Annotated in this window: 12 protein-coding genes; 5 read left to right on the top strand and 7 right to left on the bottom strand. The window is 72.5% G+C overall.

Annotated elements, in window-relative coordinates:
* Positions 1 to 150: 150 nt before the first annotated feature.
* Entirely contained in the window at positions 151 to 1,836 is a 1,686-nt protein-coding gene (gene leuA, locus ACGFNU_RS41280) for a 2-isopropylmalate synthase (protein ID WP_392602078.1), read from the bottom strand.
* 269 nt (positions 1,837 to 2,105) lie between these two features.
* Here leuA and ACGFNU_RS41275 point away from each other — a divergent pair, with 269 nt between their 5' ends.
* From ACGFNU_RS41275 to ACGFNU_RS41265, 3 genes are read left to right on the top strand one after another with little or no spacing between them, the layout of a single operon-like run.
* Positions 2,106 to 2,795 carry a FadR/GntR family transcriptional regulator gene (locus ACGFNU_RS41275; RefSeq protein WP_392602064.1) on the top strand — a complete coding sequence of 230 codons (690 nt, stop codon included), beginning with the start codon at positions 2,106 to 2,108 and terminating at the stop codon, positions 2,793 to 2,795.
* 50 nt (positions 2,796 to 2,845) lie between these two features.
* Positions 2,846 to 3,304 (top strand): hypothetical protein, encoded by a 459-nt coding sequence (locus ACGFNU_RS41270; RefSeq protein WP_392602063.1) that lies wholly within the window; start codon positions 2,846 to 2,848, stop codon positions 3,302 to 3,304.
* A 59-nt stretch (positions 3,305 to 3,363) separates the two neighbouring features.
* Positions 3,364 to 3,861 (top strand): GNAT family N-acetyltransferase, encoded by a 498-nt coding sequence (locus ACGFNU_RS41265; RefSeq protein WP_392602062.1) that lies wholly within the window; start codon positions 3,364 to 3,366, stop codon positions 3,859 to 3,861.
* Between the two features lie 176 nt (positions 3,862 to 4,037).
* Here the strand turns inward: ACGFNU_RS41265 and ACGFNU_RS41260 are convergent, their stop codons facing one another.
* From ACGFNU_RS41260 to ACGFNU_RS41245, 4 genes are all read right to left on the bottom strand, one after another.
* Complete coding sequence (locus tag ACGFNU_RS41260; RefSeq protein ID WP_392602061.1) at positions 4,038 to 5,477, bottom strand: PepSY-associated TM helix domain-containing protein; 1,440 nt, start codon at positions 5,475 to 5,477, stop codon at positions 4,038 to 4,040.
* Positions 5,478 to 5,598: 121 nt separating this feature from the next.
* Positions 5,599 to 6,177, bottom strand: a complete 579-nt coding sequence (locus ACGFNU_RS41255; RefSeq protein WP_392602060.1) for a hypothetical protein — start codon at positions 6,175 to 6,177, stop codon at positions 5,599 to 5,601.
* A gap of 186 nt (positions 6,178 to 6,363) precedes the next feature.
* The gene (locus ACGFNU_RS41250; protein ID WP_392602059.1) at positions 6,364 to 7,809 is read right to left on the bottom strand and encodes an aldehyde dehydrogenase family protein; all 1,446 of its coding nucleotides are present in this window, start codon (positions 7,807 to 7,809) and stop codon (positions 6,364 to 6,366) included.
* 318 nt (positions 7,810 to 8,127) lie between these two features.
* The gene (locus ACGFNU_RS41245; RefSeq protein ID WP_392602058.1) at positions 8,128 to 10,587 is read right to left on the bottom strand and encodes a HelD family protein; all 2,460 of its coding nucleotides are present in this window, start codon (positions 10,585 to 10,587) and stop codon (positions 8,128 to 8,130) included.
* A 184-nt stretch (positions 10,588 to 10,771) separates the two neighbouring features.
* Here ACGFNU_RS41245 and ACGFNU_RS41240 point away from each other — a divergent pair, with 184 nt between their 5' ends.
* Positions 10,772 to 12,472 carry an alkaline phosphatase D family protein gene (locus ACGFNU_RS41240; protein WP_392602057.1) on the top strand — a complete coding sequence of 567 codons (1,701 nt, stop codon included), beginning with the start codon at positions 10,772 to 10,774 and terminating at the stop codon, positions 12,470 to 12,472.
* Positions 12,473 to 12,561: 89 nt separating this feature from the next.
* Here ACGFNU_RS41240 and ACGFNU_RS41235 read toward each other — a convergent pair whose 3' ends face one another.
* Positions 12,562 to 13,638 carry an ATP-dependent DNA ligase gene (locus ACGFNU_RS41235; protein ID WP_392602056.1) on the bottom strand — a complete coding sequence of 359 codons (1,077 nt, stop codon included), beginning with the start codon at positions 13,636 to 13,638 and terminating at the stop codon, positions 12,562 to 12,564.
* Between the two features lie 29 nt (positions 13,639 to 13,667).
* Complete coding sequence (locus ACGFNU_RS41230; RefSeq protein WP_392602077.1) at positions 13,668 to 14,408, bottom strand: pyrimidine reductase family protein; 741 nt, start codon at positions 14,406 to 14,408, stop codon at positions 13,668 to 13,670.
* 231 nt (positions 14,409 to 14,639) lie between these two features.
* On the opposite strand from ACGFNU_RS41230, the gene ACGFNU_RS41225 reads away from it, so the two are divergent.
* Positions 14,640 to 15,050, top strand: coding sequence for a hypothetical protein (locus ACGFNU_RS41225; RefSeq protein WP_392602055.1), 411 nt, complete (start codon positions 14,640 to 14,642; stop codon positions 15,048 to 15,050).
* The last annotated feature ends 11 nt before the right edge of the window (positions 15,051 to 15,061 follow it).

Genomic DNA, 15,061 nt, shown 5'->3' with positions numbered 1-15,061 from the left:
GGCCGGCCGCGGCGGGGGGGCGGGCCGCCGGGGGGGGGGGGGGCGCCCCCCCCCCCCCCCGGGGGGCGCCCCCCCCCCCCGGGGGGGGGGGGGGGGGGGGGGGCCGGGGGCCCCCCCCCCCCCCCCCCCGCCACAGCTGGTTTCGGCGAGCTACGCGGCGCGGGCGCGGTTCACGGCCGAGAGCACGGCTCGCACGGACGCGGTGAGGATGGACGTGTCCAGGCCCACCCCCCACGACGTCGTCCCGTCCACCCGGCATTCGACGTACGCGGCGGCGCGGCTGCCGGAGCCGGACCCGGTGGCGTTCTCCGCCTGGTGCAGGATCTCGACCTTGATGCCCGCCGCCCCCAGGGCGTCGGTGAGCGCCGCGAGCGGGCCGTTGCCCGTTCCTTGGTGCACGCTTTCGCGGCCGTCGACGCGCAGCTCGGCCGTGAAGTCGTGCCGCTCCGGGCCGGTGTGGGACGTGCGCCAGCCGATCAGGGCGACCGGACCCTCGTCGGCGTGGTCCAGATACTCGGCGCGGAAGAGATCCCAGAGGTCCTCCGCGGTGACCTCTTCGCCGCTGTCATCGGTCGCCCGCTGCACGACGCGGGAGAACTCGATCTGCAGGCGGCGCGGCAGGTCCAGACCGTGGCCGGTCTGGAGGAGGTACGCGATGCCGCCCTTGCCCGACTGGCTGTTGACGCGGATCACCGCCTCGTAGTCCCGGCCCACGTCGGCCGGATCGATCGGCAGGTACGGGACCTCCCAGGGCGCTTCGGCGGCGGGCACGCCCAGCTCCGCGGCCCGCTCGCCGTGGTGCGCGAAGCCCTTGCCGATCGCGTCCTGGTGCGTGCCGCTGAAGGCCGTGTAGACCAGGTCGCCGCCGTACGGGTGGCGCGCGGGCACGGGCAGCCGGGTGCAGTGCTCGGCGGTCCGGCGGATCTCGTCGATGTCGGAGAAGTCGATCTGCGGGTCGACGCCCTGCGCGTGCAGGTTGAGCGCCAGGGTCACAAGGTCCACGTTCCCGGTGCGCTCGCCGTTCCCGAACAGGCAGCCCTCGACGCGCTGCGCGCCGGCCAGCACCGCCAGCTCGGCGCAGGCCACGCCCGTGCCGCGGTCGTTGTGCGGGTGCACCGACAGGATGATCGAGTCGCGGCGGGCCAGATGGCGGTGCATGTACTCGATCTGGTCGGCGTAGACGTTCGGGGTGGCGATCTCGACCGTGGCCGGCAGGTTGAGGATCACCGGCCGCTCGGGCGTCGCGTCCCACAGCCCGGTCAGCTCGGCGCAGATCTCCAGGACGAAGTCCGGCTCGGTGAGGTTGAAGACCTCCGGTGAGAACTGGAAGCGCACGCCCGGACGGCCTTCCGCGAGCCGTGCCATCCGCCGGGCCGCCGTCATGATCATCTGACGTACCCCGTCCCGGCTCCGGTTCAGGACGACGTCGCGCCAGGTCGGCGCCGTCGCGGTGTAGAGGTGCACGACGGCCTTGGGCATCCCCTCGATCGAGGCGAAGGTCCGGTCGATGAGGTCGGGGATGGCGGGCGTGAAGACCACGACGGTCACGTCGTCCGGGACGGCCCCGGGCGCGGCGAGCTCCCGGACGAAGTCGAAGTCGGCCCGGCTGGCCGACGGGTAGCCGATCTCGATCTCCTTGAAGCCCATCGCCACGAAGAGGTCGAACATGCGGCGCTTGCGGGCCGGGTCCATCGGCTCGGCGAGGGCCTGGTTGCCGTCGCGCAGGTCGACCGGCACCCACAGCGGGGCGCGTTCGAGGCGCTGGGCCGGCCAGGCGCGGTCGGTGTTCGGCAGAGGGACGCGCTCTTCCGCCGGGCGGTAGCGGTGGAACGGCATGGAGCTGCCGCGCTGGGGATTCCAGGCCGGGGCGCCGGCGGGCACCGGGCCGGCGGGCGTGCGGAGGGTGGGGAACGGGCTCACGGGTTGTCCTCGCTGTGGTCGCGATCGACATCGTCGCGGTCGGAGGACCGGCGCCATCGAACCCCGCGGCGGGGTGCCGGTCGCGTCAGGCCCCGCCGCGGCGTCCGAGAAGGAGACCGCACAGCGTCATGAGGGGTACGATAACCACACCTCAGCTCCTCAGACAACCTGATAAGGATGTTCGCATGCCGCTCGGGCCCCTCCGTCCCAGCCCGCTGGTCGAGCAGGCGGCCGCGCACCTGCGCGACCAGATCACCGGCGGGCACTGGCCGGTCGGCAGCAAGCTCCCCGGCGAGACGACCCTCGCGAAGGAGCTCGGCGTCGGCCGCTCGACGGTGCGCGAGGCGATCCGGGCGCTGGCCGGGGCCGGGCTGGTCGCGACGCGCCAGGGGGCGGGGGTGTTCGTCATCGCGGCGCAGGTCCGGGAGGACTGGCCCGCCAAGCTGCGCCGGGCCTCGGTGGCGGACGTCTACGAGATCCGGATGATGATCGAGGTCAGGGCCGCCGAGCTGGCCGCCGAACGCCGGACCGAGGACGACATGGCCGCCCTGGACGCGGCCCTCGCCCGCCGCGACGAGGCCGCCGGGGACTCGGACGAGGCCCTGATCGACGCGGACATCGCGCTGCACACCGCGGTCGTGGCGGCCGCGCGCAACCCGATCCTGGCCGACCTGTTCGCCGAGTTCGTGCCGGTGCTGCGGGAGGGACTGCTGGAGCTGGCCGCCATGATCGACATCAGCCGGGCGGAGGACGACCACGGGCGGGCGGCGCACCACGCGCTGGTCGAGGCGATCCGCGACCGCGACCCCGTCGCGGTCGGGCGGACGATCGCCGAGGAGATGGACCGCACCCGTACTTACCTGCAGGGCCCTTGATCGCCCGCTACCATCGTCCCTTCTTGATCAAAACTACAATGGAGGCCGTCTTGAGTCGTCGCCTTCTTCTCGCCATAGCAGTGACCCTGAGTCTCGCCGCCGCCGGATGCGGAGGCGACGACAAGCCCGCCGCGTCCGGCAGCCCCAAGGCGTCGCAGTCCGGCGGCGTGGCGTCCCCGGGGACGGAGGCCGAGCCCGTGCCGAAGGCCGCTCCGGCCCTGCAGAACCTCACCAAGCAGATCCGCCAGGCCGGGCTCGGCTGCCCGGCCCCCAAGGCGGGCGAGGTGGCCGGCGGCACCAAGGTCAGCTGCGCGGTGAAGGGCGAGCAGACCAACATCGAGCTGTACAGCTCCGCGGCCGGCTACGAGGCGGCCCGGCAGACGATCAAGGGCATGGGCGGCAGTGTCTGCAGCGTGACCGACGACATGACCTGGTTGATCACGCCGGAGAGCAAGGCGGTCGCGACCGCCATCAAGGAGGCGGTCGGCGGCAAGGTCGTCTGCGCCTGAGCTCCGCCGCGGACCGGGGTCCTGTTTGGTGTGATTCGTCCGTTCCGTACAGTGGACGCGTGGAGATCACGCCGATGCTGCCCGAGCATGCCGACGAGGTGCTGGCCATCTTCCAGGCCGGGATCGACAGCGGGAACGCGACGTTCGAGACCGCCTGCCCGACCTGGGAGAAGTTCTCCGCGGGCAAGCTCGCCGACCATCGGTTCGTGGCCCGGGACGCCGAGCGGGTCCTGGGCTGGGCGGCGCTCTCGCCGATCTCCGATCGCGAGGCGTTCGCCGGGATCGCGGAGATATCGATCTACATCCATCCCGAGGCGCAGGGACGGGGCGCGGGCCGCGCGCTGCTCGGCGCCCTGATCGACTCCAGCGAACGCGGCGGCCTGTGGACCCTGCAGGCGGGCATCTTCCCGGAGAACGCCGCCAGCATCCGGCTCCACGAGTCGCTGGGCTTCCGGCTGGTCGGCGTGCGCGAGCACCTCGGCCGCCACGACTTCGGCGGCCGGTCGGTCTGGCGCGACGTGGCCCTCCTGGAACGCCGCAGCGACGTCGTCATCTAGGCGCGTCTCACACTCGTCGGGCCCTTCGCGCGGGCCGGGCACACCTGTGCCCGACCCGCGCGAAGGCCGCAGTCTCAGCTGGGCGGCGGTCTCAGCTGGGCGGCGGTCTCAGCCGGGCCGCGGCCTCAGCTGGCCCGCGGTGTCAGTTGAGCCGCGGTGTCAGTTGAGCCGCGGTGTCAGCCGAAGCGGCGGGACAGGGCGGGGACGCGCTGGACGACGGCCACGTCGATGAGCAGCGCGGCCAGCATCGTGATCCCGGCGAGCGGGAAGAGCAGCCCGGCCGCGAGCATGATCGCGGCCACGCCGAGGGTCGTGCGCCGGTCCGCCGCCCGGCGCGGCGCGCCGGCCGACCCCTGCGGCCGCCGCTTCCACCACATCCACACGCCCGTCACGGTCAGCGTGATCAGGGCCAGGCAGGCCGCGAGCATCACCGCGATGTTCGCCGGGCCGTACCGGCGTCCCTCGTGCAGCGAGATGCCCTGCTCGACGGCCTTGGCGAGCGTGCCGTACTCCTTCCAGCCGTACGAGCCGATCACCGCGCCCGAGTACTGGTCGACGTGCATCGTGCGTTCGTCGGCCGGGTTCGCCCGGGATCCGACCGTGATCGTGTAGACGCCGCGTTCCCCCTTGGGCAGCAGCACCTTGTAGTCGCAGGACGCGGGCGGGCAGTGCGGTGCGCGCGCGGCGACGGCCCGCAGCGCCTGCTCGACCGGGACGTTCCCCACCTGGCCGCCGGAGGTGCCACCGTGCCGCGCGTGCCCGGACGAGGGCACGGGCTGCTCTTCGGCCGCCCACGGAACCTTGGTGTCGGGGTCCCGGGAGAGATCGCCCGCCTTCGCCGGCGGGGTGGAGGACCGCTCGTAGCGTTCCCCCTCCGGCGCGGTCGAGCCGATCTTCGCGCTGATCTTCTGCAGGCCGTCGCCCCAGACCCCCGACCACGGCAGCCCGCTGATGATCAGGAAGACGATCACCACGCCCGCCCAGACCCCGGTCAGGCCGTGCACGCGGCGGAGCAGCGGCCGTCCGGTACGGGTCTTCACCCGCTTGCGCGCCGGGCCGCGCCACCACAGGTAGACGCCGCTGCCCGCGAGGACCAGCGCCCAGCAGGCCGAGGTCTCGACCACCCGGTCGCCGATGGGGCCGACCATCAGCTCGCCGTGCAGTGTACGGATCTTGCGCATCAGCGTGGCGGAGTCGTCGACCTCGCCGAGCACCTTCCCGGTGTAGGGGTTCACGTACACCGAGATCCCCTGGGCGAACGGGCCCGGCTCCGTGCCGGCGAGGAGCACCCGCGTGGACCGGTCGGGACGGCCCGCCGGGATCACCGACTTGAGCGCCCGGTCGGGACGGGTCGCCTTGGCGGCATCGATCTGGGCGCTGAGCGGCTGTGCCGTCCCACCTGCCGAGACCGTGCGCAGGTCCTTGTAACGCCAGTTCTCGTACTGGTCTTTGAAGAGGTAGAGCGAACCGGTGGCGGCCAGCACCACCAGTACCGGGGCCACGATCAGCCCCGCGTAGAAATGCCAGCGCCATACGGCGCGGTAACGCCGCCCGCGGGCGGGAGCGGGCGCGGTCGAAGGCCCGGCTTTCGGCCGGGCAGGGGTGTCCACGGACACGTCGATCTCCTAGCTCATGAAGAGTTCAGGGGACCTCGCCGGGCCGGTGGCCCGCTGACGAGGTGAAGGCGCCGGACGAGGGCGCGTGCGATCCACCCCGCGCTCGCTGGCGAGCGCGGGGTCAGAAGGAGATCGAACGTGGGGGACCGCGGCGGGCGATGACCGACCGGAGGACCTCGGAGACCGGAACGGCCACCCGGCGCGGAGCCGGAAGAGGACGCGCCGGAATCGGGACGTCGGGCAGCGGGACGAGCAGCGGCGGAACGGCGCGCTCACACGCCCAGCGGACGAGGGCGCACAGCCGGGCCTCGCCGCGTTCCAGCCAGAACGCGGTGAGCAGGGCCATGATCACGTGGCCCAGCGCCATGCTCATGGAGGTGGCGGTCATCGAGGTGGTGTCGTGGACGTGCTCGGCCGCCATCGCCGGATCGGCGTGCGCGGCGGCGTGCCCGGCGCCCCGGGAGAACAGGTGGTGCAGGCCGTACTGTGCGGCGAACGTGCCGGGCAGCAGCAGGACGAGGGTCCGTTCACGCCCGCCCAGGGCGTACGCGCCGCCGAAGACCAGCAGCACCGCCAGGCCGAGCGTCGCGGCCGGGATCGGGGCGCCGCCGGCGTACACGTGGGTTCCGGCGGACATGAGCACGCACACGGCGGCGAAGAAGATCGCCCGTAGCGCGCGGAGCCCGGGACCGGGAAACACGCGCGCGCCGTGACAGCTCCGCCGCCTGATCACACCTGCGGTACGGCGCCGGACCGGCAGGCGGTTCAGCCGAGCCCGTTCGATCGGCCGGTTCATTCGATCAGCCGGTTCGACCGCGGCGGCCGAGCCGGGCCGGCCCCGCACCGGCCGGCCCGGGGGGACAAACCAGCCGGTACGGGACCGGGGTCAGAACTCGAACAGCCCGGCCTTCTCGCGCGTGTACGCCAGCACCGAGTCGTTGCCGTAGCCGCTGTCCTTGGTGCCTTCGAGCGGGAACATCACCTTCCGGAACGTGTTGACCCAGACCGTGCCCGTGTCCAGACGGCGGAACATACGCTGTGCCGTACCCAGATCGCGCGTCCATACCCCGGCGGCCAGCCCGTACACCGAGTCGTTGGCGAGGGCGATCGCCTCCTCCTCGGTGTCGAACGGGATCGCCACCGCGACCGGCCCGAAGATCTCCTCCTGGCAGACGCGCAGCGAGTTGTCGGACGTGGCGAAGAGCGTCGGCTCGACCCAGAAGCCGCCCGCGTGCGCCTCGTCCACGAGCTCGGCGCCGAAGCGGCCGCCGAAGACCAGCTCGGCGCCCTCCTTCGCGCCGATCTCCAGGTACGAGGTGACGCGCTCGTACTGCTCCGCCGACACGATGGGCCCCATCGTGGTGTCGGTCGAGAGGGTGTCGCCGAGCCGGATCCCGGCGGCGATCTCCTTCATCCGGAAGATCATCTCGTCGTAGACCGGGCGCTGGATGAGGATGCGGGAGCCGCCGTAACAGATCTGGCCGGCGTTGGCGGTGAAGATGGCCTGGGTGGTGACGCCCGGGGCCGCCTTGTCCAGATCGGCATCGGCGAAGACGATGTTGGGCGACTTGCCGCCGAGCTCCAGCGCGAGCGGCTTGAGCGACTCGGCGGAGGCGCGGGTGATGATCTGCGCGGTGCCGACCGAGCCGGTGAGGCTGACCTTGGCGACGTCGCGGCTGCGCACCATCGGGTCGGCCACCTCCTCGCCGAGGCCGGACACGACGTTGAGGACGCCCGGTGGCAGCACCTCGCGCAGCAGCTCGCCCAGCCGCAGCGACGACACCGTGGCCTGCTCGGCGGGCTTGATGATGACGGTGTTGCCCGCGGCCAGGGCGAACGCGGCCTTGGCCGAGAGCGTGGAGATGGGGGAGTTCCACGGGATGATCCCGAGGACCACGCCGTACGGCTCGCGCCGGGTGAGGCCCTGGCTACCCGGTCCGAAGTCGACGCTGCGGCCCTCGACGGCGGCGGCGCACTCGGCGGCGGCGTTGGTCCACAGGTAGGTCATGCCGGGCAGGTCGCGCTTGGCGGTCTCGGTGATGAGCCTGCCGTTGTCGATCGTCTCCAGCTCGGCCAGCTCCTTGGCGTTCGCGCTGAACACCTCGGCGACCTTGCGCAGGTAGTGCGCCCGCCCGGCGGCGGGCATGCCCGACCACTTGGGGAACGCCGCGCGCGCGGCCGCCACGGCGGTGGCCGCGTCCGTGGCGGTGGAGCGCGGGATCCTGGCCCAGACCTCGCCGGTCGCCGGATTGACCGAGTCGAGCGTGCGCCCGTCCGAGGCGGGCCGCAGCTCGCCGCCGATCAGGTTGGAGTAGTCCCGGACCTCTGTCATCGCCGTCCCCTCTGAAACCCGCGGTACGGCGACCAAGCGTACGCTTGGTCAACCCCCGAACGGAAGCCCGGCGTCGCGCGGACGATCACAGCGCACCAAGTCGTCGCGGGCGCTCCGCCGCGGCGGCTGGAAGCACCTGCGCGGCCCGGCGGAGGGCGGCGGAGCCGCGGCCGAGCGCCTGTACGACCTCACGATCGACCCCGCGCGAGCAGGCCGACCTGGCCCTCCGCGATCCTGACGTGCTCAAGCGGCTGAAGGCCCGCTCGGAGGAGATCGACAAGGATCTGCTGCCGCATGAATCCTGACCGGCGGACCGGGCTATGCCATCGCCGACAAGAGGGCGGGCAGGTCGTCGTGGTGGACGACGGTCAGCCGCCGGGTGGCCCGGGTGATCGCCACGTAGAGGTCCTGGCCGCCGCGCGGCGACTCGGCCAGGACGCCGTGGGGGTCGACGACGATCACCGAGTCGAACTCCAGCCCCTTGGACTCCTCGGCGGTGAGCACCACGACCGGGGAGTCCAGCGCCTCGGGAGTCGCGCCCGCCGCCGCGTCCGGCAGCGCGGCGCGCACCGCGCCGTGCGCGGCACCCGAGGCGATCACGGCCAGGCGGCCCTCGCCCGTATCGCCGGTGTCGATCTCGATGAGTTCGGCGGCCACCAGGTCCGGTAGCGCGGTGGAGATCCGGTCGGCGGCCATGCGTACCGCCGTCGGGGGCGGGCCGTCGTCCCGGACCGGCTCGGGCGGGATCTGGTCCGGCGCGACGGCGGCGAGCACATCCTCGGCGACCTTCATGATGGCTGCGGGGGTGCGGTAGTTGACCATCAGGCGCTGCTCGCGCCAGCGGCCGGGCACGTAGCGGTCGAGCATCTCGCCCCACGAACGGGCGCCCGCCGGGCTGCCGGTCTGCGCGATGTCGCCGACGACGGTGAGGGAACGCGTCGGGACCTTGCGCATCACCGTGCGCCAGGCCATCTCCGACAGTTCCTGCGCCTCGTCCACGATGACGTGCCCGTACGCCCACTCCCGGTCGGCGGCGGCGCGCTGCGCGGTGGTGAGGCGCGGGCCGGCGTCGTGCTGCCGTTCGGCCAGGTCCAGCGCGTCGTCCAGATGCCGTTCGGCCAGTTCGCGCCCGTCGACCAGGTCGATCTCGGGGATGCCGATCTGCTGGATCTCCGTGGACTGGATGACCTCGCGCGCGTACCGCTCCTCGACTTCCCGCTGCCGCCGCCTGGCGCGCTCGCGGGCCCGTTCGGCGGAGTCGTCGAGGGGGCCCAGCAGCTCGGCGGCCTCGTCCAGCAGCGGAACGTCGGAGACCGTCCACTCGGACGCCACCGGCCGGAAGAGCGCCGCCTGCTCTGCAGGGGTGAGCCCCGCCGCACCGCCGACGCGGGCCAGCGCCTCCCGGTCGGCGAAGAGCTCGCTGAGGAGTGCCTGCGGTGTCAGCTCCGGCCACAGGGCGTCGATGGCCTCCCGGACGGGCGGGTCCTGCCAGAGGGCCTCCTTGGCCAGGCGCAGGTCGGTCTCGTCGAAGAGCGGCTGGTCCTCGGCCTCGTCCAGCAACTCCTGGAGCCACTCGGGCACCTGACCGGACGACAGGATCTGCTCCAGCGGCTCGTCGGTCATGCGGTCGTACTGCTCGGCGCGGTCGACCGCGAGCGCCTCGAGCATCGCGTGAACGAAGAGCTTGCGCTGCTTGTTGTGCGGGGCGCGCAGCGAGAGCGCGCGGTCACGGGCCTTCAGGCACGTGTCGTGGCCGGCGCGCAGCGTCATGCCGTCGGTGTCGACCGCGAGGCCGTCCTCGGGGACGCGCTGCCGGTCGGCCACGGCGGCCGCGACGACGGCGGCCATCCGGAGGCCGCCCTTGAGGATCGCGACCTCCGGCGTCTCGGCGGCGGTGGCCCGCACGCCGGGATGGAGCTCGCCGACCGTCGCGAGCGCGACGTCGGACTCGCCGAGGCCGGGCAGCACCTGCTCGATGTAGCGCAGGAACGTCGCGTTGGGCCCCACGACCAGCACGCCGCGGCGTTCGAGCACGTCGCGGTGGGTGTAGAGCAGGTAGGCGGCGCGGTGCAGCGCGGCGACCGTCTTGCCGGTGCCCGGACCGCCCTGCACGACCAGGACCCCCGGCAGGCCGGCGCGGATCACCTGGTCCTGCTCCTCCTGGATCGTCGCGACGACGTCCGACATCCGGCCGGTGCGGCCGCGGCGCAGCGTGGCCAGCAGCGCCGCCTCGCCGGCGATCGTGCCGCGGTCGGCCTCGGTCAGCCCGTCCAGGTCGAAGACCTCGTCGTCGAGCCGGACCACCTCGCGGCCGCGCAGGTGCAGGTGGCGGCGGCGGGCCAGCGTGCCGGGGGAGGCGGGCGTCGCGGTGTAGAACGGGCGGGCGGCGGCGGCCCGCCAGTCGATCAGCAGCGGCTCGCGGTGCTCGTCGCGCAGCCCGATGCGGCCGATGTAGTAGGTGTCGCGCGGCTCGTCGCCGGCCGCTCGATGGTCGATGCGCCCGAAGCAGAGCCCGCGTTCGACGCCGGTCAGGCGGGCGAGGTGCCGGGCCGCCTCGTCGGTCGCGACCGCCCGTTCGAGCCGGGCCTGGAACGCGCCGCCCCCGCCGGTCGCCGCCGGCCCCTGCCGCAGCGTCCGCTCGGCCTGGTCGCGTTCGAGGTCGAGCCGGGCATAGACCTTGTCGACGTACGTCTGCTCGACGCTGAGCGCTGCCTCCAGGGACCTCTCCGCGGAATTCTCGGACCGGGACTTGACATCGTCGGCTTGACGGTTCCCCATGTCTGAGGTACGCTCCTAATCGTAGGTTGGGATTGCTGTCGGCGTGTTCACGCGCAAGAGAGCAGTCTACATGCTTTTCGGGCTCGCGAATCTCGCGAGCCTTTCTTCGTTCCACCGATGGTCATGGATCTTGGTGAGGCTGTCCGGCGATCAATGCCTGACACCTCCCGAAAGGTTCCCTCCCATGGCCGACGGCCCGCGCCCGTTCAACCGGAGATCCTTCCTCGCCGCCTCGGGGCTGGCAGCCGGCACCGCGACCGTCGTGACCGCCGTTCCCGGCGCCGCGATGGCGGCCCCGGCCACCGCCCGCCGGGCGCCCGGGACGCTCTCCGGCGACCCTTTCACCCTCGGCGTCGCCTCCGGCGACCCGGACCACGACGGCTTCGTCCTGTGGACCCGGCTCGCCCTGAACCCGCTCGCCGAGGACGGCCTCGGCGGCATGCCGGCCAAGACGTTCCCGGTCGAGTGGCAGGTCGCCTCGGACGAGCGGTTCCGCCGCGTCGTCCGCCGGGGCGTCGCCGCCGCCCGCGCCGAGGCGGCGCACAGCGTGCACGTCGAGCTGAACGGGCTGCGGCCGGGACGGGAGTACTGGTACCGCTTCCGCGTCGCCGGCCATGTCTCCCCAGTCGGCCTCACCCGCACGGCCCCGCGCGCCGACTCGTTCGGCCCGGCGCTGGCCATGGCGTTCGTGTCGTGCTCGCAGTTCGAGCACGGACTGTTCACCGCCTACCGGCGCCTCGCCGAGGAGCAGCCCGACCTGATCCTGCACCTGGGCGACTACCAGTACGAGTACAAGAAGGGCACCTACACCATCCCGGGCGGCAACGTCCGCGACCACGAGGGCCCCGAGACCGTCACGCTCGCCAACTACCGGCAGCGCCACGCCCAGTACAAGTCGGACCTCGACCTCCAGGCGGCGCACGCCGCAGCCCCCTGGCTGGTCGTCTTCGACGACCACGAGGTCGAGAACAACTGGGCGGACGAGATCCCCGAGGCCGGCTCCGACACCCCGGACGCCGCCGCCTTCCGCGAGCGCCGCGCCGCCGCGTTCAAGGCGTACTACGAGAACATGCCGCTGCGCCGCGGCTCGGTGCCCCACAACTACGACATGCAGCTCTACCGGCGGGTCCGCTGGGGGCGGCTCGCCACCTTCCACATGCTGGACACCCGGCAGTTCCGGGACGACCAGGCCTGCGGCGACGGCTACAAGGACTGCGCCGCCGCCTCCGACCCGGTCCGGTCCATCACCGGCGCCGCGCAGGAGAAGTGGCTGCTGGACGGTTTCCGCAGGTCGGGCGCCCGCTGGGACGTCCTCGGCCAGCAGGTGTTCTTCGCCCAGCGCGACAACACGGCCGGGCCGGTCAAGAAGACCAGCATGGACGCGTGGGACGGGTACGTGGCGTCCCGCGACCGCATCACCAAGGGCTGGCTGGACGCCAAGGTGCGCAACCCCGTCGTGCTCACCGGCGACGTGCACGCGCACTGGGCCGGCGACCTCAAGGCGAACTACGACGACCCGAACTCCGCGGTGGTCGGCTCCGAGCTGGTCTGCACCTCGATCACCAGCACGGGCGACGGCGCCGACTCCGACCCGGCGAACCAGCCGTTCCTCAAGATCAACCCGCATCTGAAGTTCTACAACAACCAGCGCGGCTTCGTGCTGACCCGGATCGGCAAGCAGGAGATGAAGGCCGACTTCCTGACCCTGCCGACCGTGCGCACGGCCGATGCCGCCGCGTCCGTCAAGGCGACCTTCGTCATCGAGGACCGTGTGCCCGGCGTCGAGCAGACCTACCTGCGCCCGTACGCCGCGCCCAAGATCAGCGCGAGGTCGGACCAGGACATCATCCGCGAGACCGTCGAGAACGAGACCGCACGCCCGTAGCCACTGCTGCGCAGGCATGGCCGGGCCCTCCGCCGCAGGAGCGGGCCCGGCCGTCCCGCATGTCAGGGGTCGTGATCAGGGGCCGGTGCTCAGGAGCCCGCGCCGCCGGCGAAGATGTCGTCGAGGTCGTAGGCCACCGGCACCTCCAGCTGCTCGTACGTGCACGACTTGGGCGTACGGTCCGTCCGCCACCGCCGGAACCGCGCGGTGTGCCGGAACCGGCTGCCCTCCATCGCCTCGTACGCCACCTCGGCGACCAGTTCGGGCCGCAGCGCCACCCACGACAGGTCCTTCTTGCCGGTCCAGCGGGAGACCGCCCCCGGCATGCGGTCGGCGGTGCCCTCGTTCTGCTGGGCCCAGGCGGACCACGGATGCTCGGACAGGTCCGTCAGCCGGTAGGGCTCCAGCTCCGCCACCAGCTCCTCGCGGCGCTTCATCGTGAACGAGGCCGCGACGCCCACATGCTGCAACTGCCCCTCGTCGTTGTAGATCCCGAGCAGCAGCGACCCGACGATGGGCCCCGACTTGTGCCAGCGGAAACCCGCCACCACGCAGTCGGCGGTGCGCTCGTGCTTGACCTTCCACAGGACGCGCTTGTCGGGCTCGTACGGGATGTCGCGCGGCTTGGCGATCACGCCGTCCAGCCCCGCGCCCTCGAACAGGTCGAACCACTGGAGCGCCAGCTCGTAGGAGTCCGACGCGGGCGTCACATGGATCGGCGCCTTGACCCCCGCCAGCGTGTCGACCAGCCGCTGCCGGCGCTCGCCCAGCGGGGTCTCCATCAGCGACTCGTCGCCGACCGCGAGCAGATCGAACGCGATGAACGAGGCGGGGAGCTCCGCCGCCAGGAGCTTGATCCGCGACGCCGCCGGATGGATCCGCTGCTGGAGCACGTCGAAGTTGAGCCGCGGGCCCGACCGCAGCACGATCTCGCCGTCCACCACGCAGCGCTCGGGCAGCTCCCGCTTGACCGCCTCGACCAGCTCGGGGAAGTACCGGGTCAGCGGCTTCTCGCCGCGGCTGGACAGCTCCACCTCGTCGCCATCGCGGAACACGATGCAGCGGAAGCCGTCCCACTTGGGCTCGTAGAGCACGTCGCCCTTGGGCATGGTCTTGACCGCCTTGGCCAGCATGGGCGAGAGCGGCGGACTGATCGGCAGATCCATCCCCCCATGGTCCCCCACGCCACCGACAGCTACGCCTTGAGGTAGCGCATGAAGAGGTGACCCTCGTCTTCGAGCACCTGTTCGAGCGTCATGTTCGCCGGAGCGGCGAGCGCCGTCCCGTTCAGGACGCGGGAGGCCGTGCCCGACAACATGATCGGGCTCACCGTCAGGCACAGCTCGTCGAGGACCCCCGCCGCCACGACCTGGGCGAGCACATGCGGCCCGCCCTCGCACAGCAGCCGCCGGTGCCCCCGCGCCTCCAGCTGCTTGACGGCCAGCGCGAAGTCGACCGCGTGTTCCCCCGCGACGATCACGTCGGCGAGCTCGCGCACCTGCTGCAGCCGGTCGGCGGGCGCGCTCTCGACCGTCAGCAGGATCGTCCGGGGTTCGGCCTCGGTGAACAGCGGCCCGTCCAGATCCAGGTCGAGCCGCCGGGACACGACGGCGAGCGGCGGCACGGCCGTGCGCCCCGCCCGCAGCTCCGCCCAGCCGGGCCCGGGGTCGACCGGCCCGTAGCCCTCGACACGGGCCGTCCCGGCTCCGGCGATCACGACGTCCGCGAGTCCGCGCATGACCGAGAACAGCTGCCGGTCGGCCTCGTTCCCGAGGCCGCCGCTCCGCCCTTCGAGCGACCAGGCCGCGCCGTCCAGCGTGGAGATCATGTTCGCCCGCAACCACGTCCCCTCCGCCGGGTACGCGTAGGCCTCGGCCAGGTCGACGGCCTCGGTGAGATCAGCTGTCTCGGAAGCAGAAGAGAGCCGCCGCATCATCCACCTCACGTCTCGGATGCCAGTTCGATTTCCACCCTAGACGGGTGCCCTGCCCCCGGACGGGGCGAGCATGCGTGCCCGCGCCCGCTCAAGGCCGCCCGGTTGTGCGAGCTTGGCGGCGGTTTGGACCTTGGCCGATAACGGTCTGTGTTCTCACCTTCACGAATCGGTCATGGTGGGGTTGAGTCAGAGCGCACACTGGGGGAAGGCACGCATCGAAGGGAGCCGGGGGTGGAGTTCGCTGCGCTCGCCGCGTGGATCGTGTCCGCCATCGCCGGGGTCCGGCTGCTGATGATCTGGAGGCGGAACGGGGGGCTGCGACGGCAGGCGACGAAGGTGACGCGGTTCCCCCTCCTCGTGGTCGTCGGTCATCCGCTCGTGGCCATCGCCGGGCTCGTCGTGTGGATCGCCTATCTCGGCACCGGTGAGGCGGGCTATGCCTGGACCGCGTTCGGCGCGCTGCTGGTGGTCGTCTTCCAGGGCTTCCTGCTCTTCACGCGCTGGCTGGTGGGACGCGGCGGCCGGCATGCCCGGGGAGCCGAGCAGGCCTTCCCCGCGGCGGCGGTGCTGGTGCACGGCATCGTCGCGGTCGTCACCGTCGTCCTGGTCTTCCTGACCGCCATCGAGATGAGCCGAGGCTAGCTGCGGCGCGC

Origin of the sequence: Spirillospora sp. NPDC048911, assembly GCF_043198015.1 — a bacterium.
In the GTDB taxonomy this organism is placed as follows: Bacteria; Actinomycetota; Actinomycetes; order Streptosporangiales; family Streptosporangiaceae; genus Spirillospora.
The sequence above is the reverse complement of the archived record's forward strand: the minus strand, read 5'-3'. Positions and strand labels throughout refer to the sequence as shown.